10 protein-coding genes and 3 pseudogenes are annotated in these 12,373 nt (G+C 70.6%); 7 read left to right on the forward strand and 6 right to left on the reverse strand.

Annotation, left to right across the window (positions count from 1 at the left end; all coding sequences use genetic code 11):
* Positions 1-214 precede the first annotated feature (214 nt).
* From E6W39_RS41920 to E6W39_RS23370, 6 genes and pseudogenes are all read left to right on the forward strand, one after another.
* Positions 215-466 carry a hypothetical protein gene (locus E6W39_RS41920; RefSeq protein WP_228718311.1) on the forward strand — a complete coding sequence of 84 codons (252 nt, stop codon included), beginning with the start codon at positions 215-217 and terminating at the stop codon, positions 464-466.
* Complete coding sequence (locus tag E6W39_RS41925) at positions 394-696, forward strand: hypothetical protein (protein WP_228718312.1); 303 nt, start codon at positions 394-396, stop codon at positions 694-696. Before E6W39_RS41920 ends, E6W39_RS41925 begins: the two co-directional genes overlap by 73 nt.
* Before the next feature lie 71 nt (positions 697-767).
* A complete protein-coding gene (gene nth, locus E6W39_RS23355) occupies positions 768-1,625 on the forward strand; it encodes an endonuclease III (protein WP_141635185.1) in 858 nt (285 codons plus the stop codon).
* Positions 1,511-2,302 (forward strand): annotated as a pseudogene (locus E6W39_RS23360) (NUDIX hydrolase); the annotation flags it as partial. The gene nth and the pseudogene E6W39_RS23360, both read left to right, overlap by 115 nt.
* 83 nt (positions 2,303-2,385) lie before the next feature.
* Positions 2,386-3,570, forward strand: coding sequence for a MarP family serine protease (locus tag E6W39_RS23365; RefSeq protein WP_141635187.1), 1,185 nt, complete (start codon positions 2,386-2,388; stop codon positions 3,568-3,570).
* A 210-nt stretch (positions 3,571-3,780) separates the two neighbouring features.
* Complete coding sequence (locus tag E6W39_RS23370) at positions 3,781-4,482, forward strand: metal-dependent hydrolase (protein ID WP_181799412.1); 702 nt, start codon at positions 3,781-3,783, stop codon at positions 4,480-4,482.
* Positions 4,483-4,616: 134 nt separating this feature from the next.
* Here the strand turns inward: E6W39_RS23370 and E6W39_RS23375 are convergent, their stop codons facing one another.
* The 6 genes and pseudogenes from E6W39_RS23375 to acs form a co-directional block, all read right to left on the reverse strand.
* Complete coding sequence (locus E6W39_RS23375) at positions 4,617-4,865, reverse strand: hypothetical protein (protein ID WP_141635188.1); 249 nt, start codon at positions 4,863-4,865, stop codon at positions 4,617-4,619.
* A gap of 128 nt (positions 4,866-4,993) precedes the next feature.
* Positions 4,994-5,993: pseudogene (locus tag E6W39_RS23380) on the reverse strand (alpha/beta fold hydrolase).
* A gap of 175 nt (positions 5,994-6,168) precedes the next feature.
* Positions 6,169-6,669, reverse strand: a complete 501-nt coding sequence (locus E6W39_RS23385; protein WP_141635189.1) for a phage holin family protein — start codon at positions 6,667-6,669, stop codon at positions 6,169-6,171.
* Positions 6,670-6,863: 194 nt separating this feature from the next.
* A pseudogene (gene nhaA / locus E6W39_RS44245) lies at positions 6,864-8,197 on the reverse strand (Na+/H+ antiporter NhaA).
* 64 nt (positions 8,198-8,261) lie between these two features.
* Positions 8,262-8,417, reverse strand: a complete 156-nt coding sequence (locus tag E6W39_RS39615; protein ID WP_181799413.1) for a hypothetical protein — start codon at positions 8,415-8,417, stop codon at positions 8,262-8,264.
* A 366-nt stretch (positions 8,418-8,783) separates the two neighbouring features.
* Complete coding sequence (gene acs, locus E6W39_RS23395) at positions 8,784-10,766, reverse strand: acetate--CoA ligase (RefSeq protein ID WP_141637906.1); 1,983 nt, start codon at positions 10,764-10,766, stop codon at positions 8,784-8,786.
* Positions 10,767-11,776: 1,010 nt separating this feature from the next.
* On the opposite strand from acs, the gene E6W39_RS23400 reads away from it, so the two are divergent.
* Entirely contained in the window at positions 11,777-12,247 is a 471-nt protein-coding gene (locus E6W39_RS23400; RefSeq protein ID WP_228718313.1) for a C40 family peptidase, read from the forward strand.
* Positions 12,248-12,373: the final 126 nt, after the last annotated feature.

The raw sequence follows: 12,373 nt of genomic DNA on the forward strand, positions 1-12,373 counted from the left end.
CCTCCTTCTCGGCCGTCCGCCGTGGAGCGGCGGGCGGTCATGTGCTCAAAACAGTGCTCTTCATCACCAAGCATGGCGCATGTCGCTCTGATCATATGAGGAGGGGGTGCGCGGTGGTGGGCGGTACGCGGCCATCCGTACGCATCGGTAGTCGGTCTCCGGGGGCCGCGGAGGCACTCTTGAGCACCGCCCCGGCGGGAACTACCGTCCGGTCATGGCATTCACCGAGAAACTCCTCCAGGCGCCCGCGCCGATCCAGGTGGGCGGCTACCGGCTGAAGCGCTACCACGTCACCGCGGACCCGGGCGGCATCGATCCGGCGGTGGAGAAGGCGGCCTACGCGGCCCTGCCCGACCTGCTGCCGGCCCCGACGGCACCCCGCAGGCCGGCTTCGTGGTGGTCCACCGCGGCGACGACACCGGCGCCTACCTCAATGTGTACTGCTGGGCTTGGAACAATGTGCTGAGCTTCGCCGGCGCGGTCGCCGGGCAGCCGGCGCTCGGCTGCCCCGACCAGGACCCGACCCACTTCATCCGGCTGACCCGGCCGCTGATCGGCTGCGTCTGGGAGCTCGCGCCGATGCGCCACGAGCGCGACGCCTGGGTGCGCCACGTGCTCGCCCCCGAGCGCCCCGACCTCGACGGCTACCTCGCCGATCACTACCGGGACGGCAGCACCGGCCCGGAACCGGCCTGACGGACCGTCACTCCAGCTCCGGCAACCGGAACGGCCTCCGCCGGGGCGGCGGTTCGGCGTAGCCTTCGGGCATGGCAGAGAGCAAGGTCCGCAAGACGGCAGCCACGGCGGTGGCCAGTAAGACGCCCAGCCCGGAGTCGCACCTGGCGCTGGTCCGGCGGGCCCGGAAGATCAACCGGGTCCTGGCGGAGACCTATCCGTACGCGCACCCGGAGCTGGACTTCGACAACCCGTTCCAGCTGCTGGTCGCCACCGTGCTGTCGGCGCAGACCACCGACCTGCGGGTCAACCAGACCACCCCCGCGCTGTTCGCCAAGTACCCCGGCCCCGAGGCGATGGCGGCGGCCGCCCCCGAGGAGCTGGAGGAGCTGATCCGGCCGACCGGCTTCTTCCGCAACAAGGCCAAGTCGCTGATCGGGCTCTCGATCGCGCTGCGGGACGAGTTCGGCGGCGAGGTCCCGCGCACCCTGGAGCAGATGGTCACCCTCCCCGGCGTGGGGCGGAAGACGGCCAACGTGGTGCTGGGCAACGCCTACGGGGTGCCCGGCATCACCGTCGACACCCACTTCGGCCGGCTGGCCCGCCGGTTCGGCTGGACCACCGAGGAGGATCCGGTGGCGGTCGAGGCCGCGGTCGCCGAGCTGTTCCCGAAGTCGGAGTGGACCATGCTCTCGCACCGGGTGGTCTTCCACGGCCGCCGGATCTGCCACGCCCGCAAGCCCGCCTGCGGGGTCTGCCCGGTCGCCCCGCTCTGCCCCTCCTACGGCGAGGGCGAGACCGACCCGGAGAAGGCCGCCAAGCTCCTCAAGTACGAGCTGGGCGGCCAGCCGGGCCAGCGACTGCGCCCGCCGGCCGACTATCCGGGCACCGCGGCGGCTCCCGGCGCGTTGAGCCAGGCGACGGAGTCGGCGACCGGGAGGGTCGAGTGAAGAGCAGCGGTGCGCCGGTGGCGATCGTCCGGGACGGGCTGCCCGACTGGCTGCTGCCGGTGCGCCGGGCGGCCGAGACGGTGCGGCCCGAGCAGCTCAGCCGGTTCCTGCCGCCGGCCGAGGGCGGGCGGCACTCCGCGGTGCTGCTGCTCTTCGGTGACGGGCCCGGCGGCCCCGACCTGCTGCTGACCCAGCGGTCCACCGCGCTGCGGTCGCACCCGGGCCAGGTCTCCTTCCCCGGCGGCTCGCTGGATCCGGTGGACGGTGATCCGGCCGGGCCGGGGCCGGTGGCCGCGGCGCTGCGCGAGGCGGCCGAGGAGACCGGGCTCGACCCGGCGGGCGTGCAGGTCTTCGCCACCCTGCCGGCGCTCTACATCCCGGTCAGCGACTTCGTGGTGACCCCGGTGCTCGGCTGGTGGCGCGAGGAGTCACCGGTCACCGCGGTGGACCCGGCGGAGACCGGCGAGGTCTTCCGGGTGCCGCTCGCGACGCTGGCCGATCCCGCCCACCGCGGCCGCTACCGGCATCCGTCGGGTTTCATCAGCCCGGCCTTCCAGACGAACGGGCACCTGGTCTGGGGTTTCACCGCCGGTGTGATCGACCGGCTGCTGCACCACAGCGGACTGGAACAACCTTGGGACAGTTCGCGCCTCATCGAACTGCCGGTGGGCGGGTAGGCAGCCGCAGAGCGGTAGCGCGGGACGTAACGGACAACCGGGGCAGCTGCCGGACGGCGGGCGGTCCATGGGAGGGTGGCAGGGTGAACGTGCTGGATCTGCTGCTGCTCGCCGCCGCGATCGGCTTCGCCGTGTCCGGGTACCGGCAGGGCTTCGTGGTGGGCATCCTCTCCGTGCTGGGGTTCCTCGGCGGCGGCCTGATCGCGGTGCAACTGCTGCCACTGGTGCTCAGCCACCTCAGCCCCGGCACCACCGCCTCGGTGATCGCCGTGGTGGTGGTGATCGTCTTCGCGGCGATCGGCCAGGCCGCCACCACCCAACTCGGCTGGAAGCTGCGCGGCCGGATCGACCGCAGTCCGGCCAAGGCGCTGGACGCGCTGGGCGGCTCGGTGGTGAACGTTCTGTCGATGCTGCTGGTGGCCTGGTTGATCGGGTCGGCGCTGGCCGGCACCTCGATGCCGACCGTCTCCAAGCAGGTCCGCACCTCCCTGGTGCTCGGCGGCGTGCAGGACGCGCTGCCGTCGGACGCGCCGAACTGGTTCTCCGACTTCAGCAAGGTGCTGTCGCAGAACGGCTTCCCGCAGGTCTTCAACCCGTTCGAGCACGAGCCGATCACCGAGGTGCAGCCGCCCGACCCGTCGCTGGTCGGCAGCCCGGCGCTGCAGAAGGCCCGGCAGAGCCTGGTCAAGGTGGTCGGCACGGCCAACTCCTGCGGCAAGACCCTGGAGGGCAGCGGCTTCGTCTTCGCCCCGCACCGGGTGATGACCAACGCCCACGTGGTCGGCGGGGTGGACGAGCCGACCGTGCAGATCGGCGGCGCCGGACAGCTCTACGACGCCACCGTGGTCAGCTACGACTGGCAGCGCGACATCGCCATCCTCGAGGTGCCGAAGCTGAACGCACCGCCGCTGGCCTTCGCCGGCGAGGCGCGCAGCAACGACAGCGCGATCGTGGCCGGGTTCCCGGAGAACGGCGCGTTCAACGTCCAGCCCGCCCGGATCCGCGGCCGGATCCAGGCCAACGGGCCGGACATCTACCACCGCGGCCAGGTGGTCCGGGACGTGTACTCGATCCGTTCGCTGGTCCGCCAGGGCAACAGCGGCGGGCCGCTGCTCACCCCGGACGGCGAGGTCTACGGGGTGGTCTTCGCCAAGTCTCTGGACAGCTCGGACACCGGCTATGTGCTGACCGCGGCCGAGGTCAAGGCGGACGCGGTCGCGGGCACCACCGCCGACACCCAGGTCGACACCCAGGGCTGCGCGCTCTGAGTCGCCGAGCTGTCCCCGGCCTGCCGTCGGCCCTTCCTCCGGTCCGTCTCCACCGTTGCCCCTGATCTGCTGACACACCGTCGGAGCGCCTGCCATGAGCGGGATCCGGCGGTCCGTCAGTTCCTCCTGGTAGCGTCGGCCGCGCTCACCCGTTCGGCTCAGTCCGGGCGGGTGGCGTGCCAGCCACACACCATGAAGGAGTCACCGGCCATGATGGGTCACTCGCACGCGGTCAGCGGTGCGATGCTGTATGCGGCCGCCGCGCCGATACTGCCGCCACTACTGCTGCACACCCACCTCAAGCCGGCCGACATCCTGTTGGGCACCGTGCTGGCGGCGGGCGCGGCGCTGCTGCCCGACCTGGACCACCACGACGGCACCATCGCCAACTTCCTCGGCCCGGTCTCCAAGGCGCTCTGCCGGTTCGTCGCCTGGATCTCCGGCGGGCACCGGCACGCCACCCACTCGCTGCTGTTCGTCGCGCTGATGGGCGGCGGCAGCTGGGCCGGCGTGCACTACCTGGGGCGCTGGTTCACCCTCGGTCTGACGTTCTTCCTGCTCGCCATGGCCATCAAGGCGCTGCGGATACATCTGCCGGGCGAGGGGCACACCACCTGGCTGAGCGTCGTCGGCCTGTCGACGGTCGGGACCTTCGTGATGGACCAGTGGATGCCGTCGGCCCCGGGCTGGCTGCCGTACGCGGTCGGACTCGGCACCCTGGCCCATCTGCTGGGCGACAGCCTCACCAAGATGGGCGCGCCGTGGCTGTGGCCGCACAAGCAGCGCTACGAGATCGTGCTGATCAAGCGCAGTGGCAATGACATGGAGACCAAGGTGCTGGTCCCGATCATGTCGGTGGCCACCGTCGCGCTGCTCCTCTTCAGCACGGTGGGGCCGACCGTCCTGGGCTGATCTCCATCCCGCCGCCGAGTCGGCACGTGCCGTGCGGATCCACCGGATCCGCACGGCATTCGCGGTTGCTGGGCTTGCGCGGTGGCGCGGCCTCTGTGGTTGTTCAGCCCTCGCGGTGACTCGGCCTGCTGCGGCTACTGGGCCTTCTGCGGCTGTTCGGCCTTCTGCGGTTGTTCAGCCTTCGCGGCGCAGCCGGGCGCCGACCCAGCGGGCTCGGCGCCCGAGGATGCGGGGATTCCGAGCGGGTGTGGTGCGGCGGGCCGGTCCCGCGGCTCGTCCGGCCAGTCGAGGCCGAGGTCGCTGCTCGGGGCGGTGGCATTACGGGAATCGACGTGCTTGGCGCGTCGTCCGCGCGCGGCGGCGCGTTCGGGCATCCAGGTCATACCGGATGGATGCCCCCCGGCGTGCATAGGTAACCACCCTCGTCCGGGCGAACTGGCTTATGCCATGGGCATACCAACACATCGTTCACGTCTGACGGATCGTCAGATATGCCTCCCGCAGAGGCTGCCTACTTGTGCTCGGAGATCCAGGCGAGCAGCTCGGCGGTGACCTCGTCGGGCGCTTCCTCGTGCGGGAAGTGGCCCACCCGGGCAGCAGCCGCCAGCGGTACGGAGCCGACACGTACTCCCCGGCGCCCAGTGCGGTGCGGGCCAGCAGCACCGGGTCGGCGGCACCCTGGATGTGCAGGGTGGGCGCGGTCACCGGCTTCTTCATCCGGCGGGCGAACTGGATGCCGTCCGGGCGGGCCATCGAGCGGACCAGCCAGCGGTACGGCTCGATCGAGCAGTGCGCGGTGCTGGGGATCTGGATCGCCTGGCGGTAGTTGAACACGGCCTCGGCATCCAGCAGATGGGGCCGGTCCAGTCCGCCAGGTATTCGGCGATCAGTGCGGCGTCGTCGGCGACCAGGCGCCGCTCCGGTATCCAGGGACGCTGGAAGCCCAGCACGTGCTCGTAGGCGGCCATCTGCCGGCGGTCCCGCAGCAGGGCGCGGCGCAGGTGGCGCGGGTGGGCGGCGGACAGCACGGTCAGGCTGCGGATCACCGAGGGCCGCATCACGGCCGCGACGAACGCCAGCGAACCGCCGCTGTCATGACCGACCAGATGGGCGCTGTGCTCGCCGAGTGACCGGATCACACCGGTGATGTCCAGGGCCAGGTTGGTCGGATCGTAGCCACGCGGAGTGCGGTCGCTGCCGCCCATGCCGCGCAGGTCCAGGGCGACCGCCCGGAAGCCGGCCTCGGCCAGCTCGGCCATCTGGTGGCGCCAGGCCCACCAGTACTGCGGCCAGCCGTGCACCAGTAGGACCAGCGGGCCGGTGCCCTGCTCGGTGATGTGGAACCGGGCGCCGTTGGCCGCCAGATCGCGGTGCGTCCACGGTCCGGCCGCGCGCACGTTCCAGGCGCCGCGGCCGGCCGCGGGCGCCGGCGGCTCGGCGGCGCCGGGCAGGCCGGCGTCGGGGCGCGGGCCTGCGGTGGCGGGCACGGCGGGCTTCTGGTCCAGTGGCATACCGAGAGCGTTTCACATCCCGGCCGGGAACGTGGTCCCGGCGGTCATCTGGGGTGGCGCGGGCAACCGCTGAACGGTCGTCTGCTGAATGGTCGTCCGCTGAGTGGGCGCTCGTCCGTCGCGGGTGCGGTGAGCGAGCGCTTGCTTGTCGGGGGTGCGGTGACTGGGCGCCGGCTCAGCCGGCATCCGCCGCCTGAGCGCTTGCCGAGCGCTCCATCGCTGCCAGCTCCTCGGCCGTGGCCGGTCGCGGCTTGGCGTTCTTCAGCACCTCGGCGGTCGCCTGGGCGCCCTCGATGGTGCGGTTCGGCTTCTCGATCTTCTTGAAGAACCGGACCGCCAGCAGCGCGAGCAGCACGCCCAGCAGGACGTAGGCGCCTGCCACGACGAGGAAGGAGAACCCCAGGCCGATGTGCGAGGCCGCGTTCAGCCCGTAGGCCGCGGCGAAGCTGAACATCGGGATGGAAGCCAGGAACGCCACGCCGGCGATGATGCCGGAGGTGCTGCCGGTGAGCGCGCGGATGACGTCCCGTCGGATCTCGGCCTTGGCGAGGGCGATCTCATCATGGACCAGGGACGAGAGGTCGGCGGTGGCCGCGGCGAACAGCTGCCCGACCGAGCGCTCGCCCTCGTAGGGCGCGCGCGAGCTACCGGACGGGCCTGCGGAGCCTGCGGACATCTGGTCTTCTCCTCTGCTGAGATTCCGGATAGTTCAGAATCATGCCCCTACCGACCAGTCAAGCACCACTTCGGGCCACTCCAGTCGGACGATGTGTCACCCGCTCCGCTCTGCCCGTGCCGCTCTGCCCGCGCCGCCCGCCCCGCTCTGTCCGGCCCGCCCCGGCCGTCCTCGGATGGCCGGTCAGCAGCCCATCAGCCGACCGCGTCGTCCAGTTCCTCCTCCTCGCAGAGCCGCCGGTAGTGGCGATTGCGCAGCTTGAGCAGCACGGTGGCGACCAGGGCGCAGAGCAGCGAGCCGGTCAGCACCGCCGCCTTGGCGCGGTTGGCCAGCACCGGGTCGTCGGGGAAGGCCAGGTCGCTGATCAGCAGTGAGACGGTGAAGCCGATGCCGGCCAGCACCGAGACGGCGAACAGGTCGGCCCAGCGCAGCCGGGGATTCAACTCGGCCCTGGTCCATCTGGCGGTCAGCCAGCTTCCGCCGAAGACCCCGACGGTCTTGCCGACCAGCAGACCCAGCACGATGCCCAGCGGCATCGCCTGGGTGAACACCTCGCGGAGCGCACTCGGCGAGACCGTCACCCCGGCGGCGAACAGCGCGAAGACCGGTACCGCCACGCCGGCCGACAGCGGCCGCACCAGGTGCTCGATGTGCTCGCCGGGCGAGTACGGCTCGTCCCCTCGCGGTGGCAGCGCAGCGCCAGGCCCATCGCCACGCCCGAGACCGTCGGATGCACCCCGCTCTCGTGCATCAGCGCCCAGATCACCACGGCGAGCGGGACGAACAGGTACCAGCCGTGCACCCCGTGCCGATGCAGGTACCAGAACAGCACCAGGCCGGCCAGCGAGGCCACCAGCGCCCAGGGAGTGAGCCCCGAGCTGTAGAAGATCGCGATGATCAGGATGGCGATCAGGTCGTCGACCACGGCGAGGGTGAGCAGGAAGGCACGCAGAGCGGAGGGCAGGTGGCTGCTCACCACGGCGAGCACGCCGAGCGCGAAGGCGATGTCGGTGGCGGTCGGAATCGCCCAACCGCCCGGATGCCCGCCCGCACCGCTGTTGGCGGCGGCGAACAGCAGTGCGGGCAGTGCCACCCCGCACATCGCGGCGACCACCGGGAGCAGCGCCGCGCTCGGGGTGCGCAACTCGCCGGCGACGAACTCGCGCTTGAGCTCGATCCCAGCGACGAAGAAGAACAGCGTCAGCAGTCCGTCGTTGGCCCACGCCTCCAGTGTCAGGTGCAGATGGAGCGGAGTGGACGGGCCGACGGCGTAGTGCAGCACGCTCTGGTAGCCGGCCGGCCAGACATTGGCCCAGATGAGGGCCGCCACGGCGGCGATCAGCAGCAGCACGCCACCGACCGTCTCGGTGCGCAGCGCGTCGGCGATGTAGCGGCGCTCGGGGAGGGAGAGCCAGCCGAGGAACTGGCGGCGCCCGGTGCTCCCGGCCGACGCCTCGGGGTTGGCGGGCTGACCACGCGGATGCCTCCTGCCGCTTCTGGCACGAATGTCTGTTTTGCATCCTTTCATAGATTTATGGGTCCTTGCCGTGAGCGCAGGGAGTGCATGCCGGGGCAAGTGGAATGACGGTTCGTCAGGCAGTCGATCCCGGCGACCCGCCACCGGCCAGTAGTCGAGCGCCGCACTCGGTCTCGACGTACTGCGAGAAGGTCAACACTGCCGGCGCCGGATCGGCTGCCCGCAGCTCCAGCACCGCGTACAGGTTCTTGTTCGTTGCGGGCAACGGCATCCGAATCTCCGGGGTGGCCAGGGTCGGCGTCAGTTCCTGCATAGAGCCCGGCGCTTGTCCGCAATTCGCCCGCCACCTCGTAGCGGTGCAGCAGCCCGGCCCGCAGCATGGCCAACTGGCCCTCCGCACACGCCGGTTTCAGCCCCAGCGTGCTGAGCAGCAGGGCGCGCGGCCAGCGGCAGGCTCGGCAGGGAGTGCCACCGCTCGTGCCAGGAACGGTCCGAAAGGCGCTCACCCGGCGGGGACTTGGGAGTCACCGGGTCAGTTCGCCCCGATCCTGCTCGGACGCACGGTGCCCTGCCGCATCGATGTGCGGCAGGGCACCGGGGACGGTCCGGGCGCGAGGCCCGACCGTGACGCGAACCGTCAGTTCTCGGCGGACCCACCCGGCAGCTGGGACTGGATCACGTTCATCACGGAGGAGTCGGCGAGCGTGGTGGTGTCACCGACCTCGCGGCCCTCGGCGATGTCGCGCAGCAGTCGGCGCATGATCTTGCCGGAGCGGGTCTTCGGCAGCTCGCTGACCACCTTGATCTGCTTCGGCTTGGCGATCGGGCCGAGCGTCTTGCCGACGTGGTTGCGCAGCTCGGCGACCAGTTCCTCGCTGTCGGTGGCGTTGCCGCGCAGGATGACGAAGGCGACGATCGCCTGACCGGTGGTGGCGTCGGTGGCGCCGACCACGGCCGATTCGGCGACGGCCGGGTGCCCGACCAGCGCCGACTCGACCTCGGTGGTGGAGATGTTGTGGCCGGAGACCAGCATCACGTCGTCGACCCGGCCGAGCAGCCAGATGTCGCCGTCCTCGTCCTTCTTGGCGCCGTCGCCGGCGAAGTAGCGCCAGGCGGGGTCGGACTCGTCGTACCCGTGGCCGAAGCGGGACCAGTAGGTGTCGAGGTAGCGCTGGTCGTCGCCCCAGATGGTGCGCAGCATCGACGGCCACGGCTCGGTCAGCACCAGGTAGCCGCCGGAGCCGTTGGGCACCTCAACGCCGTTGTCGTCCACCACGGTGGCCGCGATGCCCGGAAGCGGGCGCTGGGCGGAGCCCGGCTTGGTCTCGGTGACCCCCGGCAGCGGGCTGATCATCATCGCGCCGGTCTCGGTCTGCCACCAGGTGTCGACGATCGGGGCGCGGCCGGCACCGATGTGCTCGCGGTACCAGACCCAGGCCTCCGGGTTGATCGGCTCGCCGACGCTGCCCAGCACCCGCAGCGAGGACAGGTCGAACTTCGCCGGGATGTCGTCGCCCCACTTCATGAACGTACGGATCGCGGTGGGCGCGGTGTAGAGGATGGTGACCCCGTACTTCTGGACGACCTCCCAGAACCGCCCCTGGTGCGGCGTGTCCGGGGTGCCCTCGTAGATCACCTGGGTGGCGCCGTTGGAGAGCGGGCCGTAGACGATGTACGAGTGGCCGGTCACCCAGCCGATGTCGGCGGTGCACCAGTAGACGTCGGTCTCCGGCTTGAGGTCGAAGACCGCGTGGTGGGTGTAGCTGGCCTGGGTGAGGTAACCGCCGGAGGTGTGCAGGATGCCCTTCGGCTTACCGGTGGTACCGGAGGTGTACAGGATGAAGAGCGGGTGCTCGGCGTCGAGCGCCTCGGGGGTGTGCTCGGACGACTGGCGCTCGGTGATCTCGTGCCACCAGACGTCGCGGCCCTCGGTGAACGAGGTCTCCTGGCCGGTGCGGCGGACCACCAGGACGTGCTCCACCTCCGGGCACTTGGCCAGCGCCTCGTCGATCGCGGGCTTGAGGGCGGACGGCTTGCCGCGGCGGTAGCCGCCGTCGGCGGTGATGACCAGCTTGGCGTCGGCGTCCTGGATCCGGGAGGCGACGGCGTCGGCGGAGAACCCGCCGAAGACCACCGAGTGCGTGGCACCGATGCGGGCGCAGGCGAGCATCGCGACGACCGCCTCGGGGATCATCGGCAGGTAGACCGCCACCCGGTCGCCCTTGCGGACACCGAGCTCCAGCAGTGCATTGGCGGCCTTGGAGACCTCGTCCTTGAGCTCCGCGTAGGTGATCGAGCGACCGTCGCCCGGCTCGCCCTCGAAGTGGATGGCGACCCGCTCGCCATGGCCCGCCTCGACGTGCCGGTCGACGCAGTTGTAGGCCACATTGAGCTTGCCGTCGGCGAACCACTTGGCAAAGGGCGGGTTGGACCAGTCCAGTGTCTCGGTCGGCTCGACAGCCCAGCTGAGGCGGCGCGCCTGCTCGGCCCAGAAGCCGAGGCGGTCCTCGGACGCCTGGGCATACGCGGCCTCGGTGACATTGGCGCCCGCGGCGAGCTCGGCGGGCGGGGCGAAGCGCCGCTCCTCCTTGAGCAGATTGGCAAGGCTCTCGTTGCTCAACGCGAACTCCTCATCGAGTCTGTTCATGGCGCTTTCCCCGTGGAGAGAAGCCCAGTGCTGTGGGATCCGTCCCCGCCTAGGGATTGTCCCGTGTGTCCCAGTACACAGCTCATCAGGCGAATGGGGCGGTTGACAAGGGTCTTCGAGAAATTGGTGTAGACCTTTGAATGACTTGTGATCAGGTGTGCGCTGCCTTTTCTGGGTTCGCGCCAGGTCATCGAACACGGTTCGCAAACGACCGAGCGCCTTGGCGGCGCGAGGGGCGCACCGAGGGAGCCGGGGGATGCCGATCGGGACGGCGATGATGCGCGCGGCCGGGGTTCGGGGGACTGGGGGCGGGGGTTGGTCCAGACGTGTCCTGAGGTGTGGTGGGGGCGCGGCGACGGTGGGAGTCGGGGTGGGGATGCGCGGTCGGTGAGGGTGGCATGGGTCACACTGCTCTCTGCTGACTGGAGTGGCCGGGTGGTGCCGGCGGTGCTCTGCGGGTCCGGGCGATGGGCGCCGGGTATTCGATCCGCTTGTCTGTTCGGGCGTGTGCGCCATGTCGCGCGCGGGCCGTTTGCACGTGATGGGGCTAGATGGGGGAGAAGGTGTCCTGACGTCTTGACGGGGAGTAGTCGTCGTACTCCACTGCGGGTACACCGGCTCGATCGGGACATCGGCTCAGCCAGTTCCCTGTTCGACCGGTCGCCTCTGCCGGCGCGGCACCCTAGGGGAGTTGAGCAATGTCGGATCCTTCGGAAACCCCCTCATCAGACACCTCCCAGTCCACAGAAGCCATGGGCGCAGCCGCAGAGGCCGCTCCCTCGTCCAGCACGACGTTGGCCGCTGACGCCAGGTCGACTGCGGGCGGAACCTCGACCACTGACACTGCGGCGGCTACGGGAACAGGTGTCGCTGCTGGTTCAGCGGTGCCGTCGCCGTCGCCTGCCCTGGACGACGCGGTCACTCCGAGTGCGGTTCCCGCGACGGCGGAGACCACCCGTTCGCCTCGCCCCGGTGACTTCGCCGTGGTGCGGATCACCGGCGGAGTCGGCCGGCTGATCAGGATCGGTCAGTGGCTCAACGGGGACGGGTACGCCGACTACGAGCACGCCTTCATCCTGGTCGGCGACGACATGGTGATCGAGGCTCAGCCGGGTGGCGCCCGGAAGACTCCGCTCGCCACCTATCAGGACAGGCCGATCCGCTGGTCCAGTGAGCGCTTTCCCCTGACGAACAATCAGCGTGCGGCGATCGTCTCGGCGGCACACCGCTACCTCGGAGTGCCGTACAGCTTCCTTGACTACCTGGCGCTGGCAACCCATCGGTTCCGGCTGCCGGGCAACGGCCTGCTCAAGGGATTCGTTGCCGACAGTCGTCACCAGATCTGCTCGCAACTGGTCGACCAGTGCTATCGCGATGCCGGGGTCAGCCTCTTCCCCAACCATCGCTGGCCGGGATACGTGACCCCTGCGGAGCTCGCTCGCCTGCTGAAGTAGGCGGGCCTGCTGGGCTCTTCGACAGCGGATCGGCTACGGGTGAGAGCCGGGCGGATCCGCTGCCGGGAGGGGTGCTGCGCGCGGGTGCGACTGGCCTGTGGCGCCGTCAGCGGCGGCCTGCGGGTG

The sequence above is a fragment of the Kitasatospora acidiphila genome, assembly GCF_006636205.1.
GTDB lineage: Bacteria > Actinomycetota > Actinomycetes > Streptomycetales > Streptomycetaceae > Kitasatospora > Kitasatospora acidiphila.